Below are 15,550 nucleotides of genomic sequence, written 5' to 3'. Positions count from 1 at the left end.
ATTACATCTATTGATCAAATCTCTCCCAAAAGCTCAAGACTCTTTCAATATTCGCAATAAAAGAAATACCTTTCAGAAATAAGGTAATAAGAAAACTTCTCTTCTTTTTAACTACATTCTGTCGAATATCTCTTTGTTCAAGTGCTTGCTGATTTTCGTTTGATTTATCCATATATGGTACCTTTCTTAATTACACCTAACGGGATGTTAGGCTCCGTCTGTAATAAAGAACCGTATCAGCAAGTTATCTCTAAAGTCTGCCCCTTGCTGCCGTCAGCAAGGGGCGACTAAGCCTAATTTAAGTATCTATAAAAATTATATTTAAAATATAAAATTTAGAAACTGTACGGGCATGGGTTAGAAGAAATCTTCCACGAGTCGCATTGCTACAACTCAAAAAGGTGATACTGTATTTTCATAAATTTAAGGCTATAAAAATTTATAGTATCAACCAGACGGAAATCTGGTCATCAAAACGATGAATCAATTATAGGGAATTTAATAAGAATCTCAAGAAAAATTCGCAAATAGCGAACAATTATTTTTCTAAGCCTTTATTAAATATATTTCTCTGATAAAAGCATCCTTCAAGAAATGGGGGATGATTGGGGGATTTTTAATAAAATTAAAATACTTATTTAATATCTATCATACACTTAAATAACATATTAAACTCCCTCTCTCGCCAGAATTTATGATCATGTGTTTGCATGAAATCTTCTTGTTATAGCTAAAGTGGAATTCCATTAATAAAATTTATATTTTAACTAAAAAGTAAACTGGTTTATATAAACCACCATATGGGCTATGAGGCTGAATTTCTTTGAATAATTTTATTAAATTATTAAAGGATGGAAAATCAAAAATATAACTCTTTTCAACTAAATGCAGTATATCTATTTTATCTAAAACTAGGCTTTGCTGCTCTAGCATTTGTGTCGAATAGAGATAACGATCATTATAAACCTCTCCGATATTAACCCATTTTGAATGGCAACTAGGCAGTTCCCAAATATTTTTTGCTAAAGGCCACCCAACTATTACAGGTACTTGATTAGATTTTGCTACATTATTAAAATCAAAAAGATACTGATTAATTGTAATATAAACATCAGTATCAGGACTATTTAATACTTTCGGGCGACGAGGAAACATAATTAAAAGATGGAATTTATCATTTTAATGAATTTTCTTTGAAAGACTGCTTAATTCTCTAGTAACCCATGGAAATACTGGAGAAACAAAATTATATTTTTCTTTTAAAATATTTATTAAATCTGGAACTAAGTAATATTCTGCAGTATGCTCACTAATATAACTCATAGCCATTAAAATTCTGTCCTATAGTATTTTTAAATACTATAAACTACTAAATTTTAAATAACATTTTATTTTTACTACTATTTATTAAAAATTTTATAATTTTAATTACTCTACCTCTTTTACCTCCCTAGCTTTCACTATGCTCAGTTTATTTGTTTACGGCACTCTAGGGCCTAACCGTCCCAATGCCCATATCATGGAAAATATTGGTGGTACATGGGTAGAAGCACATGTATTTGGTACCCTCAAACAACAAGGCTGGGGAGCAGAACTTGGCTTTCCGGGCATTGTTTTAGACCAAAGCGAAAATCAAGTCTCTGGCTTTGTATTTTTCTCAGACAACCTGGAACAACACTGGCAACAATTGGACGAATTCGAAGGTGCAGGCTATCAACGTGTGCCTGTCAAAGCCCATTTAAACACAGGCGAAATCATTGATTCCTTTGTTTATGCGCTGAATCATTAAAATGGAACTGGCGAAAATTCCATAGGCCCACTAAATTCATCCGTTTGCTTATTTTTTCGCTTGTTTTTTTAAACAGATTCTGTAGAATTCTCGCCACGTTGCCGGCATAGCTCAGTTGGTAGAGCAACTGACTTGTAATCAGTAGGTCCACAGTTCGAATCCGTGTGCCGGCACCATTTCTCGCTTTATTCTCTTTTCTTGCCCATCATTTTCTCAAAATGCGAAATATGCGGATTTAACAGATCCCATTCATTGGCATGACTCACAAAACATTCTGCTTGTGGTTGATACAGATTTGGATCATCCAGCGTTCCTGCACGAATTGAAATCATCTCCGGTACCAGCTCAGGCAAACCAAACATTTGTGAACCACAAGTTGGGCAAAAGGCACGGCGGATCGGCTTGCCAGACAATCCCAGAGATTCAAAATATTTCAGTTCGCCTTCGATCTTCAGTTCAGATTGATGAAAGAATGCAATCGGCGCATAGGCACTACCCGTAGCCTTCTGACAGTCACGACAATGACAATTAAAACGATAACGTGGCGCGACTTCCGCCTGATAGCTCACTGCCCCACACAGGCATGAACCTTTATATTGATTTGGCATCTTGTTCTCACTGTTTTACTGCACTGACCTGAATATAACGTACTAATCCATCCTGATAGAGTTTTCGGCACAACTTGGCAGTCATCTCGATTTTGAACTGGGCAAAATCAAAACCATGCTTTTCAGCTTTTCGCGACTCAATATATTGAGCAAAACCTTTTAACACCGGTTCGGAAAAATCCTGAATCTGAATTTCGCCAAAACCCTGCTGCGCCAAGGTCCGCTCAAGCTGCTGCTGATCCAGCAGCTGCTGCCAATACACATCGGCACTTTTTAACAGATAGCGATATTGCTGCTGTTGAAGATATCCACAGTTTGTCCAGTTTTCTGACCACATCAGCGTATGAAAAGCGATTCGGCCTTTTGAATTTAAAACAGGGGACACGGCATCGAGAAATGAATTCAAATCACTGTGATAAGCCGCATCGATACACAGCACCGCATCAAATGAATTCAAAAGAGGCAGTGCTTTTAAATTCAAAAAATTTGCACAATAAATTTGCACTTGCGGTAAGTATTTTTGAATTCGTTGTACACAGGCAGGCTGCAGTTCAACTGCACTGAGTTGCTGAACCTGGTACTGCTGTACCCAGTGCAACAGGCTGGCCCCTTGTCCACAGCCCAGATCCAGAACCCGATCTGTTGATTTGAGTTGCAGGGAGGCAGCGATCTGATCGGCCAGACTTTGGCAAGCCAGCGCATAGTTATGATGCTGGTCCTGCCAAAAGCCTAAATTGCTCCAGGCAAGCGCTGCGTCATCTCCGAGATGCCGGGCATCAATGGCATATTTATGCCCGATGACTTTTTCAATCAGTGCCTGCTTGAAGGAGCGCATATTAATAACCGAGTTCGGGTGCAACCTTCACTTTTGGTTTTAGCCCAACAAAAGGTAACGGCGCACCTAAAATTTCAGAAATGTGCATGGCTGAGGTCACCGCCGATTCTAAAATTGGCAAACCATCACATGACCACGAACCACAATAAAACACTTTACGGTTCTGGTCTAAATGCCGCTGCTGGATCTGTTTATTCAGCGCGACCGTTTCCGAGTCCACTACCGCACGGGTCAGTTTGACCTTGGAAATGATTTTCTTCGGATCAATGTCAATCACCGGACACCAGGTCTGGAACACGGCATTTTTACCCACCAGCGTCGGTTCAATCGAGTTAATCCACACGGTAAATTGCTGACGGGTAAATTTACGGTCCATCATATAGCTGAGTACCGCCCAGTCTTTACGGCGTTGCGGCATCACAATCGGGTCGGTATGAATGACCAGATCACCTTCTTCAAAACGGAATTTTTTCAGCAAGGCAATATCTTCAGCAAACTGCGGCTGTTTCAGGAAGCCTTCAATCGCGGGGGTTGGCGTGGCAATGACCACACGGTCAAACAGCTGGCGCTCGCCCTGGTCATTTTCCACCAGTACTTTATCGCCCTGCTCTTCCACCGTCTTCACCGGTGAGCCGCTATGGATCTCAATGCCATCAATCAGGCGGCTGACCAACGCGGGCGTACCGCCTTTCATCCGCAATAAGGCTTCACCTTCAGTCAACTGGCGAATAAATTCCAATAAAGGTTTGGCTGGCCATTCACCAATGGTTTTGGGATGACAGGTGCAAATGGTATACAGCACTGGCATCACCGTACCATGCCAGAACACTTCCTCAATATGATATTGATTCATAAATTCGGCTAAGGTAATGTCCTGCTTGTCTGACTTAAAGAATTGGTGTACTGCCGTTTTCAGCTGCAACATACCCTTGACCAGACGCCAGCCATATTGCTGGATGCCTTTACGGTTATTAATAATCGGGAAGTTACCAATGCGGCTGCGTGAGGTGGTGAGCCAGGTCTCTGTTTTATCTTCAAATAACCAGCTGCACGCCATAAAAGTGCGTACCGGGAAAGTTTCAATACCTAAGTAGCTGGCCAGACTCAGGGTGTTCTGCCACAGCTTTGGATTCATGACACGCAAAGGTGCATCAATAATGCCACCATCAAAGTCAATACTATGACTATCCATGCCTCGACCTGCGAGCGCTTCGAATATCGTTACTTTATGTCCTGCATCATGTAGGATTCTGGCTGAGGCAAGTCCTGCCATTCCACTGCCAATAATTGCAATATCCAAAATTATGTCCCATCAGTTGATGATTTTTCTTGATTATGACTGATACTCGGGCCAAATACGGTATTAAAAAATACCAGATTCAGCATTTCAGGCCGTGTTTTGTTGAATTTCATTGTTCATTTATTGTTACATTTTATCACAATTCTGATTCTGCACTTAAGCCAATGAAACCATTCAAAAAATTACCTTTTAGACCACAAAACTATACAGAACATTCTTTATTTTTTCATTTTCAGGGCTTTAGGGGCTTTGCAAAGCACAAATTTAGCGCTATTCTTTTGATATAAGAACGAGAACAAAGTCACATAATAAGCTGAATAATTATAAGTGACAATAAATTAAAAAAATCAATAGAGGACCCTTATAGCGAAAGCCCGTCACACTTCAAGGTGTGACGGGCTTTCTTACATAGGCTGGATTTAACTGTGCAATCAAGCCTCCATATGACCAAATTTACCGCTATTGAAATCACGTACAGCTTCAACGATTTCCGCTTTGCTGTTCATGACAAACGGACCATACCCTTCAATCGGCTCATTGAGTGGCTGACCGGTCAGGATCAGGAATTTACTGTCCTGTTCGGCCTTGAGGCTAAACTCGATATCTTCACGGCTCAGTACCACCAGGCTCGGCGCTTCAATGCTTTGGTCGTCATTTAAGCTCACTTTTCCAGACAGCAATACCAATAAGGTGGTATGGCCTTCGGTCACATAAAAGCTGTGTTGCTGACCCTGTACAATCGTGCCATCCCAGACATTGACCGGACTAAAGGTGGTCGCGGCGCCATCCACGTCCTGATATTGACCTGCAATAATGCGCATTTCACTGCCTGCATCATCCAGGGCAATGTGCTGAATCTGGTCGGCTTCAATGGCCTGATATTTTGCTGGCGTCATTTTGGAATGTGCGGGCAAATTGACCCACAGTTGCACCATTTCAAACAGGCCACCCTCGTGGGCAAATTCAGGCGAATGAAATTCCTGATGCAGAATCCCGCCACCAGCCGTCATCCATTGCACATCCCCCGCTTTAATGGTTCCGCCACCACCACTGGAGTCTTTATGGGTCACTTCACCTTGGTAAGCAATGGTGACCGTTTCAAAGCCACGATGCGGGTGTGAACCGACTCCATGTTGCGCTGTAGTTGGATCAAAACGATAAGGCGCGGCGTAGTCCAGCAACAAAAATGGACTCAGGCTCTGGCCTAAACGGTCATACGAAAACAGGTTATACACCGGGAAACCATCACCGACCCAGTGCATGTGTTTGTTCTGATACACACCAAGAATTTTCTTCATCTGGTTTCTCCTATAGAGTAGAAGTTCTGCTGTTGGATGCTATTTTACGCCTGCAACAGGGGGGCTTATAGCCTCAGAATGGCAACACATTATTCTACCTATAGGACAATTTAAAATTACAAAGCTTATTGAAAGCTAAATATAATCAATCATCCTATTTTTGATATTGTTTGTCTCATTTTTTGTGCTTCATCTGACTTAAAAATTTAACTAGCATAATTTCAAGCAGTACGGACCTTCATATTCTTATCCGTCTTCTTCTTTACAACAACATGAGGATAAAACAATGGCTAAAGACTATATTCGCCTAGACAAAGACAACGCAGCGGTTCTTTTGGTCGATCACCAGGCTGGCCTACTTTCACTGGTTCGGGATATTGATCCAGACAAATTTAAAAACAATGTACTGGCCTTGGCAGATGCGGCAAAATATTTCAACTTACCGACGATTTTAACCACCAGCTTTGAAAATGGCCCGAATGGTCCACTGGTGCCTGAACTGAAAGAACTGTTCCCGGATGCGCCTTATATTGCCCGTCCAGGCCAGATCAATGCCTGGGACAATGAAGATTTCGTCAAGGCAGTCAAAGCCACCGGTAAAAAACAATTGATTATTGCCGGTGTGGTCACGGAAGTCTGTGTGGCTTTCCCTGCGCTGTCTGCCTTGGCAGAAGACTTTGAAGTGTTTGTGATTACCGATGCCTCGGGTACCTTTAATGCCCTCACTCGTGATGCGGCATGGGACCGTATGTCACAAGCCGGCGCACAGCTGATGACCTGGTTTGGCATGGCCTGTGAACTGCACCGTGACTGGCGCAATGACATCGAAGGTCTGGGAGCTTTATTCTCGAATCACATTCCGGATTATCGCAATTTGATGACCAGTTATTTCACCAACACCGCAGAAAAATAAGCCGCCCTATTAAGATCAGGACAGTTAATGCTATCCTGATCTTGTCGTATTTACCGGATCTGCTTTGCCTTGATCAACTCATTTGATGACTTTCATTATTTCTATCTGGTGGTGAAACACGGCGGATTTAGTGCGGCCAGCGAAGCTGAAAATATCAGTAAATCCAAGCTGAGCCGTCGCATCATTGAACTGGAACAGAAGTTTAATGTCAGCCTGATCCAGCGCACCACCCGGCATTTTAAAGTCACGGATTTAGGCCAGGAATTCTATGAAGAATGCTGTAAGGTCATTGCCCAAGTGGAATGTGCCGAAAATGTCTTGCTGAAACAGAAAAATGAACCGCAAGGTACGGTCAAGATCAGTTGCCCACCGTTGATGATGCATTTCCAGATTCGTAAATTACTGAATCAGTTCTTAAAAAACTATCCCAAAGTTGACATCTCTCTGGAACTGACCAGCCGTCGTGTCGATGTGCTGCATGATGATATTGATATCGCGATCCGTACCAGTTTTGAACCGAATCAGGATTCCAGCCTGATTGTCCGTGACGTGATCCGCACCGAACATTGTCTGGTGGCGGCCCCCGAATTACTGCAAGGCCAGACCATTCAGCATTATTCAGACTTGCAGCACTATCCGAGCGTGGCGCTGGGCATACAAAAACATCAGTATTACTGGCACTTATGTCATATAGAGCGGGATGAAACGGTGGATGTGCCGTATCAGCCACGGGTCAAAAGTAATGATCTGGCAGGCGTGTATTATGCGGTGCGTGATGGGCTGGGCATCGCAGACTTACCCTATCTGACCGTGCAAGCCGATATTGAAAAAGGCAAACTGATTCATTTACTGCCCGAATGGAAATCTAATCGCGGTACGGTGCAACTGGTGTATGCCTCCCGTAAAGGCCAACGTCTGGTGGTGGAAAAACTGATTGAGACCCTGTTGCAGGGCCTGCGTGAATTGGCAAAAACTGACAGCGGCTATTCGTTATAGGACTCTGATTAATACAACACCGAGTTGTGCTGTTTCAGTTCGTCAAACTTTTTGACCAGAAAATCGATCAATAATTTCATCGAGGGCAACAAGCCGCGTCTGGAGGTATACACCAGATGGATCAGCTCAGGCTTGGGCTGCCATTCAGGCAAGACATGAATCAGGCGCCCCTTTTTGATATCTTCAGCCACCATCAGTTCCGGTAATTTAGCGATACCCAGTCCTTGTAGAGTAGCTTCTCTTAATGCTGTTAAATCGGTAGTGGTCAGTCGTGGATGGCACTGCACTTTCAGTTCCTGCTCATCCTGCGAAAATAATTGCCAATGATATTCAGGTGCAAAAGACTCCATCATCAACACCGGAAATTGTGTTAACTGCTGCGGTTCAGTAATCGAATAAAACTGATGTAACAGGTCTGGACTCGCGACAATAAACTGCCGTGCCAGCGCCAGTTCCCGCACAATTAAATCGCTGTCTGGCAAAGGCAAAGTCCGAATCCGTATCGCCAGATCAAAACGTTCATTGATTAAGTCAACCCGGCGGTTGGTGGCTTCTACATGCAGGCTGATCTTGGGATATAGCTGCAAAAACTCATTCAGCATCTGGCTAATATTGATATGCAATAAATTGGTCGGGCAAGACAGTTTGATCAGGCCGCGTGGTGCAGCGGTTAAAAACTCGATGGCCTCCTCGGCTGCCTCGGCTTCAATCAACATGGCCTTGCAATGCTGATAATAGATTTTACCCACTTCGGTAATCGAGACCTGTCGGGTGGTCCGGTTGATCAGCTTGACCCCGAGACGTTCTTCCAGATCGGCAATACGGCGACTCAATAAGGACTTGGTGACCATCAGTTCCTGACTGGCGGCAGAAAAGCCACCACAATCGATCACTTTGACAAAGAAATATAAGTCATTTAAATCTTTCATCTTATTTGCTCAACCTGTCAGTACTCAGCAGCATTGTTCTTTTGACATGACAATATATCCTATTATAGATATTTTTCAGTCATCGTCCTGTCTATATTATTAATTATACCCCCTAAGACAAGATGAGGATACAACAATGACAACACCAGCAAATTTCAATGGTCAGGCACCCGTGATTGATGTCAATGATGCCGTAATGCTATTGATCGACCACCAAAGCGGCTTATTCCAGACCGTCGGTGATATGCCCATGCCCGAGTTACGCCAACGTGCCGCAGCTTTGGCCAAGATTGCCAGTCTGGCCAAGATTCCGGTGATCACCACCGCTTCCGTACCACAAGGTCCGAATGGGCCGCTGATTCCCGAGATTCATGCCAATGCACCGCATGCGCAATATATCGCCCGTAAAGGTGAAATCAACGCCTGGCACAATCCGGACTTTGTCAATGCAGTCAAAGCAACCGGTCGCAATACCTTAATTATTGCGGGAACCATTACCAGCGTGTGTATGGCTTTCCCTGCGATCAGTGCAGTTGCCGAAGGTTATAAAGTGTTCGCCGTGATTGATGCTTCAGGCACCTATAGCAAAATGGCAGAAGAAATTACCTTGGCCCGTGTGGTACAGGCAGGTGTGGTGCCAATGGATACCGCAGCGGTGGCCTCTGAAATCCAGCGTACCTGGAACCGTGATGACGCACTGGAATGGGCACAGGTCTATACCCAGATTTTCCCTGCCTACCAGTTACTGATCGAAAGCTACAGCAAAGCTCAGGCTGTGGTTCAGAATAATGAAATACTGGACTCGGCCCGCTAAGCCCAGTCAGAATGAAAAAAGCCAGTCATGAATGGGCATGACTGGCTTTTTATCAAACTTGTGCTGTGTAGCACATCGCTAAACTAAGACATAAAACGTTTTTTATGTCTTATTCAGATAAATCCACACACAGATACTTCATTTCGGTATATTCCTCGATACCGAATTTTGAACCTTCGCGACCTAAGCCCGACTGTTTCACACCACCAAATGGCGCAACTTCATTGGAAATCGCACCGGTGTTGATGCCGACCATGCCGTATTCCAGTGCTTCACCGACTCGCCATTGACGGGCTGTACTCTGGGTAAATAAATACGCCGCCAGGCCGAACTCGGTATCGTTCGCCATTGCCACCGCTTCGTCTTCGGTTTTAAAACGGAATAAAGCAGCCAGTGGCCCAAAGGTTTCTTCTTTGGACACCTTCATGTCTTGGGTAACGCCCGTCAACACGGTCGGTTCAAAGAATGTTCCACCCAAAGCCGAACGTTGTCCACCAATGCGTAGCGTCGCACCTTTGCCAGTTGCATCAGTAATATGCGACTGAACTTTGGCAATCGCATCTTCATCAATCAACGGTCCCTGAGTTGAACCTTCCTGACGGCCATCGCCCACTTTCAACTTAGACACCGCTTCCACCAGACGATCTGCCAAAGCATCGTAAATGCCATCTTGTACATAGATACGATTGGCACATACGCAGGTCTGACCGCTATTGCGGTATTTGCTGGCCATAATGCCCTGCACGGCCTGCTCAAGATTGGCATCATCAAATACCAGTACCGGTGCATTCCCCCCCAGCTCCAGCGAAAGCTTTTTAATGGTTGGTGCGCATTGCTGCATCAAGATACGACCGACCTGGGTTGAACCGGTAAAACTGAGCTTACGCACAATATCGCTTTCGCATAAGGTCTTGCCGACTTCAATCGCATCCCCACTGATATTGATTAAAATATCGGCGGGCAAGCCGGCCTGTAAGGCCAAGACTTCGAGGGCATAAGCGGTTAATGGGGTTTGCTCTGCGGGTTTAACCAACATGCTACAACCCGCCGCAATTGCAGGCGCAGCCTTACGGGTGATCATTGCCGCAGGGAAATTCCACGGTGTGATGGCCGCCGTTACCCCAATGGCCTGTTTAATCACCAGCAAGCGCTGGTTCGGCTGGGTTGAGGTTAACACTTCACCATCAATACGGCGTGCCTGCTCTGCAAACCAGCGAATAAAAGAAGCGGCATAGGCAATTTCACCACGGGCTTCCGCCAGCGGTTTGCCCTGTTCGGCAGTAAGAATCTGTGCCAGATTTTCCTTGTGCTCGAGCATCAGGTTGTACCAGCTCAGCAATACATCGGCACGTGCCAGTGCAGTTTGCTTTTTCCAGGCTGCCTGCGCCTGGGCAGAACGCTGGATCGCCGCATCAACGGCCGCTCGGTCATAGCTTTTGACCCAAGCCAATGTATCGCCAGTTGCTGCATCGTTGACTTCAATATAATCACTGGATGCAGGCTGATTAAATGCAATATCGGGATGTTTTAACAGATACTGCAAATTGTTTTGAATCATGCAGGTTGCTCCATTGCTGTTATGCGCTGTGGATTCAATGCGACAAAACCCTGTTTCAAGATCTCCAAACCTTGACGGAATTGTGCAGCAGGAATAGTTAATGGGTATAAGAAACGAATAACGTTACCGTATTTACCGCAAGTCAGGAGTAACAAACCGTTTTCCATTGCATAATTTTGTACAGCTTTTGCTTGCTCAGCCGTTTCCAGTTCAACCGCCACCATCGATCCGAGTGCACGAATATCGGTCACCACCTCACCCGATGCCTGCTGGATCTGTTTAAGTACAGCGACCAGCTCGGCCCCCAGTTCATTGGCACGTTCGCACAGTTGCTCTTGTTCGATCGCATCAATCACCGCATGGGCTGCCGCAACCGCAATCGGGTTGCCTGCATAGGTTCCGCCCAGACCACCCGGGTTTGGTGCATCCATGACGTCGGCACGTCCCACTACACCTGAAATCGGGAAACCGCCACCCAGGCTTTTTGCCATGGTGATCAGATCGGCTTGGGTCTCGTAATGGTTCATGGCAAACAGTTTACCTGTACGTGCAAAACCGGTTTGGACTTCATCGGCCACCAGCAAAATACCATGCTTGTCACATAAGGCACGTAAACGCTTTAAGAACTCGGCAGGTACCACATTGAAACCGCCTTCACCTTGCACCGGCTCCAGTACAATCGCTGCCACGTCATGCGGGGCAATGTCTTCACTGAAAATATCTTCAACACTGGCAATAGCTGCATCGACGCTGATGCCTTTGGCTGGCACAGGATAACGGGCATGGAACACCCCTGCTGGCATCACCCCAAAATCACGTTTGTACGGCGCTGTTTTACCGGTCATGGCCATGGTCATGAAAGAGCGGCCATGGAATCCGTTACCAAAGGTAATAATGCCATGACGGCCAGTATAACAACGGGCAATCTTCACCGCATTTTCAACTGCTTCTGCACCCGTGGTAAAAAAAGCAGACTTGGCAGCACCGGCAATTGGAGCACGTTCATTAATCCGCTCTGCCAGCGCCACATAACTTTCGTAAGGCGTGACCTGATAAGCCGTGTGGGTAAACTTTGTCAGTTGCTCAGTCACCGCAGCAATCACTTTGGGATGACGATGACCGGTATTAAGCACTGCAATGCCACCTGCAAAATCGATGAAAGCATTGCCATCCTTGTCCCAGATTGTGGCATTTTCCGCTTTTGCCGCATACCACTGGCACATTACGCCCACACCACGTGGAGTGGCTTGCTGTTTACGTGTGTTAAGTGCAGAATGTTGAGCGTTCATTTAATTCCCTCATATTTTCATCATCTATTACAGCGTTGCCCGACATCCAGCTCGATTTTTTCCAGGATGTTTTACAATGACTGTCTATAGCTGTAATTTCGCGCGTATGAAGGCCAGTGACGAGAGCCACTTTTAAATTGAAGGAGAGAGCCAATTGCGTAGTTTACTTGGAGACCATTTATTACAACGTCTCCAACAGGACATGGAAGGAAAACTACATCAACGCCTATTTCGCTGTTTACGCGGGGCCATTATCGAAGGCGTCATTCAGCCGAAAACCCGCTTGCCTGCTTCACGTGACTTAGCCAGTGAAATTCATGTGTCCCGTAATACGGTGCTTTCAGCCTATGAACAACTTCAGGCAGAAGGCTATCTGGAGGCACGTACCGGACATGGAACCTGGGTGGCAGAACAGCTTCCTGAAGCCTTTTTAAATACCAAGATCAATAAAAAACAAGCGCCTGTTGCCCAGCAAGAAACCTCCGTTGTACTGTCACAACGCGGCTCAAGCTTATTGGGCTATGCTGCGGCTTCTCCACATCAATGGGGAGCGTTTGTCCCGGGTGCTCCTGATGTCACCGAGTTTCCGCATCATATTTTCAGCCGTATCCAGGCCCGTCTCAGCCGTGAACCCGATATTAACCGGCTGATTTATAGCAGCGCCGGTGGCTGTATTGAACTGCGCAGCGCCTTGGCCGACTATCTCCGTGTTGCCCGTTCCGTGCAGTGCGATGCAGACCAGATCATTATTACCGAAGGCATCCATCAGGCCATTGATCTGGTTTCACGGGCGCTCAGTGATATTGGCGATCGTGTCTGGATTGAAGACCCGGCCTATTGGGGCATGCGCAATACCTTAAGGATCAACGGGCTGGATATTCAGGCCATGCAGGTTGATGCCGAAGGGATTATTCCCGAAGAACAGCCAGCCGAACCGCCTAAACTGATTTTTGTGACCCCCTCACATCAATATCCACTCGGTTCGCATTTAAGTCTGGACCGAAGAAAACAGTTGACCCAGATCGCGCGTCAACATCACAGCTGGATTGTGGAGGATGACTATGACAGTGAATTCCGTTTCTCTGGCCAGCCTTATCCTTCCCTGCAAGGTCTGGAAAATGATGCGCCGGTGATTTATATGGGCACCTTTAGCAAAACCATTTATCCCTCATTACGGATTGGTTATGTGGTAGTGCCGAAGCCGCTATTTTCGCCTTTACGGATTGTGGCAGCTGAGTTATACCGGGGTGGACATCTGCTGGAACAAAAAGCCTTGGCCGAATTTATCCGTGAAGGCCATTATGAAGCACATATCCGTCGTATGCGTTTGCTCTATGGCAAACGACGCGATTATCTGGTCAGCCTGATTAATCGCTATCTGGGAGCAGCATTTTTGCATGAATATGATGAAGCAGCAGGCTTACATCTGGTACTTAAACTGCCTGCCCACTGTGACGATGTCGCCATTGCTGCCACGGCGCTGGAACGTGGTGTCAAGGTGCGTGCCCTGTCACAATATTATATGCACTCTCATGCACACGCCCAGCGCGGACTGTTGCTGGGCTTTGCCTGTGTCAACGAAAAAGATATGGTCATGGCCTTTGGTGTGTTATTGCAATGCCTACGTGAAGCAGGGGTTGCAACCCTGCCTTAAGCACAAATGAAAAATATAGAATCCCGGTCCCGGGATTCTCTCTGGATTTAAACGATGATTCATGCATGTTTAGATCGATTGTTTTTTCTGGATCAGGGCATTGTTGCTGACTTTAGCCTTATTCAGTTTCTGCACCAGCACCCCAATCATTACAATCGACAAGGCCAGCAAGGAAGTGTAGATCACCTCTTTAAAATAAGTCCCTTCAATCACCATCACCAGTAGTGATCCAATAATGATAAAAATCACGGCATAGGTAATCCAGGGGAACAGCCATATTTTAAAATCGATCTGCTTGCCTTCACGCTCATACTTTTTACGCATCCGTAACTGGGAACAGGCAATCGCCAGATACACATATAAAGCCACCGTACCTGTGGCCATCATCAGCACATCATAGACATTCATGCTTTCAGTTGCGGTTAAATACACGGCGACAACAGCAAACAGACTGGAAAACACCACCCCGATCCATGGACTGCCCTGACGGTTGGTCAGCGCCAGACATTTAGGTGCATCGCCACGCTTGGAGAGCGAAAATAGCATGCGCGAACAGGTGTATAGTGCCGAGTTAAAACAGCTACATACCGAGGTGAGTACCACAAAATTGACAATATGCCGTGCTTCAGGAATCCCCAGTGCCGTCAGGGTAACGCTATACGTGCCCCAGGTCGGATCTTTTAATAAAGGATTGTCATGCGGGATCAAACAGACCGTGATTAACATGGAGCCGACATAGAACAATAAAATCCGCCAGACCACCGAATTAGATGCTTTGCGGATCTCTTTTTCCGGGCTTTTGGATTCCGCAGCCGCCACCGTGACAATTTCAGCACCGACATAGGCAAACATCACTCCCAATAACGCAGTAATTACTGGTGCAATCCCATGCGGCATAAATTCTTGTTGGAATAATCCGGTTGAACCTGCTTGAGCCAGATCGCCCCACGGCCACAGATGAAAAATGGCTAAACTGCCAATCACCAAAAAGATAATAATCGCCACCACTTTGATCAGGGCAAACCAGAACTCAAATTCACCATAGCTTTTGACGTCTTTTAGATTGACCCAGACCAAGGACACAATCACCAGTAGCATATAGCCCCAGATTGGCATAAACGGAAACCAGCTATGCAGAATCTTACCGGCGACATAGGCCTCCCATCCCATCAACAGGGTCCAGAAACACCAGTACAGCCAGCCAATTGAGAACCCGGCCCAACGTCCAATGGCACGATCAGCATAGGTCGAAAATGAACCGCTATCCGGATTCATCACTGCCATTTCACCGAGCATGCGCATGATGAACAGCACCAGTAATCCGCCTAAGGCATAAGCCAGGATAACCGCGGGACCTGCGGCGTAAATGACGTTACCAGAACCGACAAATAATGCACCGCCAATCACTCCGGCAATCGAGATCATGGTGAGATGGCGCGACTTTAATCCACTTTGTAAGCCGTGGGCTTGTTTGGCTTCGGAACGATCAGGGTGTGCTGTCATTATTGTTCTTCCTTCACTTCAGGCGCATCTTCCGGTCCCAGAATAGTGCATTCTGAAATAGAAA

Annotated in this window: 16 protein-coding genes and 1 tRNA gene; 6 read left to right on the top strand and 11 right to left on the bottom strand. The window is 45.8% G+C overall.

Annotated features, from left to right (window positions below; translation table 11 throughout):
* Positions 1-7 precede the first annotated feature (7 nt).
* The 3 genes from ACINWC323_RS20020 to ACINWC323_RS20300 all read right to left on the bottom strand — a co-directional run bounded on the left by ACINWC323_RS20020 (position 8) and on the right by ACINWC323_RS20300 (position 1,329).
* On the bottom strand, positions 8-172 hold the full coding sequence (locus tag ACINWC323_RS20020) for a hypothetical protein (protein ID WP_009510285.1): 165 nt from the start codon (positions 170-172) through the stop codon (positions 8-10).
* 584 nt (positions 173-756) lie between these two features.
* Entirely contained in the window at positions 757-1,155 is a 399-nt protein-coding gene (locus tag ACINWC323_RS0118860) for a hypothetical protein (protein WP_212749672.1), read from the bottom strand.
* 24 nt (positions 1,156-1,179) lie between these two features.
* Positions 1,180-1,329, bottom strand: a complete 150-nt coding sequence (locus ACINWC323_RS20300; RefSeq protein ID WP_212749671.1) for a hypothetical protein — start codon at positions 1,327-1,329, stop codon at positions 1,180-1,182.
* A gap of 133 nt (positions 1,330-1,462) precedes the next feature.
* On the opposite strand from ACINWC323_RS20300, the gene ACINWC323_RS13420 reads away from it, so the two are divergent.
* Together ACINWC323_RS13420 and ACINWC323_RS13425 are read left to right on the top strand one after the other, a co-directional pair.
* Positions 1,463-1,789 (top strand): gamma-glutamylcyclotransferase family protein, encoded by a 327-nt coding sequence (locus tag ACINWC323_RS13420; protein WP_009510305.1) that lies wholly within the window; start codon positions 1,463-1,465, stop codon positions 1,787-1,789.
* A gap of 100 nt (positions 1,790-1,889) precedes the next feature.
* A tRNA-Thr gene (locus tag ACINWC323_RS13425) sits at positions 1,890-1,965 on the top strand.
* 9 nt (positions 1,966-1,974) lie between these two features.
* Here ACINWC323_RS13425 and ACINWC323_RS13430 read toward each other — a convergent pair.
* The 4 genes from ACINWC323_RS13430 to ACINWC323_RS13445 all read right to left on the bottom strand — a co-directional run bounded on the left by ACINWC323_RS13430 (position 1,975) and on the right by ACINWC323_RS13445 (position 5,830).
* Positions 1,975-2,397: a GFA family protein gene (locus ACINWC323_RS13430; RefSeq protein WP_009510146.1), complete on the bottom strand. Its 423-nt coding sequence runs from the start codon at positions 2,395-2,397 to the stop codon at positions 1,975-1,977.
* A 7-nt stretch (positions 2,398-2,404) separates the two neighbouring features.
* On the bottom strand, positions 2,405-3,232 hold the full coding sequence (locus tag ACINWC323_RS13435) for an SAM-dependent methyltransferase (protein WP_009510208.1): 828 nt from the start codon (positions 3,230-3,232) through the stop codon (positions 2,405-2,407).
* Position 3,233: 1 nt separating this feature from the next.
* Complete coding sequence (locus ACINWC323_RS13440) at positions 3,234-4,532, bottom strand: FAD-dependent oxidoreductase (protein WP_005282532.1); 1,299 nt, start codon at positions 4,530-4,532, stop codon at positions 3,234-3,236.
* A 431-nt stretch (positions 4,533-4,963) separates the two neighbouring features.
* Entirely contained in the window at positions 4,964-5,830 is an 867-nt protein-coding gene (locus tag ACINWC323_RS13445; RefSeq protein ID WP_005282529.1) for a pirin family protein, read from the bottom strand.
* 286 nt (positions 5,831-6,116) lie between these two features.
* Between ACINWC323_RS13445 and ycaC the strand changes: the two genes are divergently transcribed.
* Both ycaC and ACINWC323_RS13455 read left to right on the top strand, forming a co-directional pair.
* On the top strand, positions 6,117-6,743 hold the full coding sequence (gene ycaC / locus ACINWC323_RS13450) for an isochorismate family cysteine hydrolase YcaC (RefSeq protein ID WP_004657244.1): 627 nt from the start codon (positions 6,117-6,119) through the stop codon (positions 6,741-6,743).
* Positions 6,744-6,812: 69 nt separating this feature from the next.
* Positions 6,813-7,739, top strand: coding sequence for a LysR substrate-binding domain-containing protein (locus ACINWC323_RS13455; protein ID WP_009510121.1), 927 nt, complete (start codon positions 6,813-6,815; stop codon positions 7,737-7,739).
* Positions 7,740-7,747: 8 nt separating this feature from the next.
* Here the strand turns inward: ACINWC323_RS13455 and ACINWC323_RS13460 are convergent, their stop codons facing one another.
* Positions 7,748-8,668 carry a LysR substrate-binding domain-containing protein gene (locus ACINWC323_RS13460; RefSeq protein ID WP_009510311.1) on the bottom strand — a complete coding sequence of 307 codons (921 nt, stop codon included), beginning with the start codon at positions 8,666-8,668 and terminating at the stop codon, positions 7,748-7,750.
* A 136-nt stretch (positions 8,669-8,804) separates the two neighbouring features.
* Here ACINWC323_RS13460 and ACINWC323_RS13465 point away from each other — a divergent pair, with 136 nt between their 5' ends.
* Entirely contained in the window at positions 8,805-9,482 is a 678-nt protein-coding gene (locus ACINWC323_RS13465) for a hydrolase (RefSeq protein WP_005282519.1), read from the top strand.
* A gap of 109 nt (positions 9,483-9,591) precedes the next feature.
* Here ACINWC323_RS13465 and ACINWC323_RS13470 read toward each other — a convergent pair whose 3' ends face one another.
* Complete coding sequence (locus ACINWC323_RS13470; RefSeq protein WP_005282516.1) at positions 9,592-11,040, bottom strand: NAD-dependent succinate-semialdehyde dehydrogenase; 1,449 nt, start codon at positions 11,038-11,040, stop codon at positions 9,592-9,594.
* Positions 11,037-12,329, bottom strand: a complete 1,293-nt coding sequence (gene gabT / locus ACINWC323_RS13475; protein WP_009510100.1) for a 4-aminobutyrate--2-oxoglutarate transaminase — start codon at positions 12,327-12,329, stop codon at positions 11,037-11,039. The genes ACINWC323_RS13470 and gabT overlap by 4 nt, the downstream gene beginning before the upstream one ends.
* Before the next feature lie 154 nt (positions 12,330-12,483).
* Here gabT and pdxR point away from each other — a divergent pair, with 154 nt between their 5' ends.
* A complete protein-coding gene (gene pdxR, locus ACINWC323_RS13480; RefSeq protein ID WP_009510320.1) occupies positions 12,484-13,983 on the top strand; it encodes a MocR-like pyridoxine biosynthesis transcription factor PdxR in 1,500 nt (499 codons plus the stop codon).
* A 69-nt stretch (positions 13,984-14,052) separates the two neighbouring features.
* On the opposite strand, the gene ACINWC323_RS13485 is transcribed toward pdxR, so the two are convergent.
* Entirely contained in the window at positions 14,053-15,486 is a 1,434-nt protein-coding gene (locus ACINWC323_RS13485) for an amino acid permease (protein WP_009510317.1), read from the bottom strand.
* Between the last annotated feature and the right edge of the window lie 64 nt (positions 15,487-15,550).

Origin of the sequence: Acinetobacter sp. WC-323, assembly GCF_000314615.1 — a bacterium.
GTDB classification, from domain to species: domain Bacteria; phylum Pseudomonadota; class Gammaproteobacteria; order Pseudomonadales; family Moraxellaceae; genus Acinetobacter; species Acinetobacter courvalinii.
This window is presented reverse-complemented; position numbering and strand designations above follow the sequence as displayed.

Bases quoted from the DNA above. Each gene is read 5' to 3' on its own strand.
- ACINWC323_RS20020 (WP_009510285.1), bottom strand. From the start codon at position 172: ATGGATAAATCAAACGAAAATCAGCAAGCACTTGAACAAAGAGATATT.
- ACINWC323_RS0118860 (WP_212749672.1), bottom strand. From the start codon at position 1,155: ATGTTTCCTCGTCGCCCGAAAGTATTAAATAGTCCTGATACTGATGTT.
- ACINWC323_RS20300 (WP_212749671.1), bottom strand. From the start codon at position 1,329: ATGGCTATGAGTTATATTAGTGAGCATACTGCAGAATATTACTTAGTT.
- ACINWC323_RS13420 (WP_009510305.1), top strand. From the start codon at position 1,463: ATGCTCAGTTTATTTGTTTACGGCACTCTAGGGCCTAACCGTCCCAAT.
- ACINWC323_RS13430 (WP_009510146.1), bottom strand. From the start codon at position 2,397: ATGCCAAATCAATATAAAGGTTCATGCCTGTGTGGGGCAGTGAGCTAT.
- ACINWC323_RS13435 (WP_009510208.1), bottom strand. From the start codon at position 3,232: ATGCGCTCCTTCAAGCAGGCACTGATTGAAAAAGTCATCGGGCATAAA.
- ACINWC323_RS13445 (WP_005282529.1), bottom strand. From the start codon at position 5,830: ATGAAGAAAATTCTTGGTGTGTATCAGAACAAACACATGCACTGGGTC.
- ycaC (WP_004657244.1), top strand. From the start codon at position 6,117: ATGGCTAAAGACTATATTCGCCTAGACAAAGACAACGCAGCGGTTCTT.
- ACINWC323_RS13460 (WP_009510311.1), bottom strand. From the start codon at position 8,668: ATGAAAGATTTAAATGACTTATATTTCTTTGTCAAAGTGATCGATTGT.
- ACINWC323_RS13465 (WP_005282519.1), top strand. From the start codon at position 8,805: ATGACAACACCAGCAAATTTCAATGGTCAGGCACCCGTGATTGATGTC.
- ACINWC323_RS13470 (WP_005282516.1), bottom strand. From the start codon at position 11,040: ATGATTCAAAACAATTTGCAGTATCTGTTAAAACATCCCGATATTGCA.
- gabT (WP_009510100.1), bottom strand. From the start codon at position 12,329: ATGAACGCTCAACATTCTGCACTTAACACACGTAAACAGCAAGCCACT.
- ACINWC323_RS13485 (WP_009510317.1), bottom strand. From the start codon at position 15,486: ATGACAGCACACCCTGATCGTTCCGAAGCCAAACAAGCCCACGGCTTA.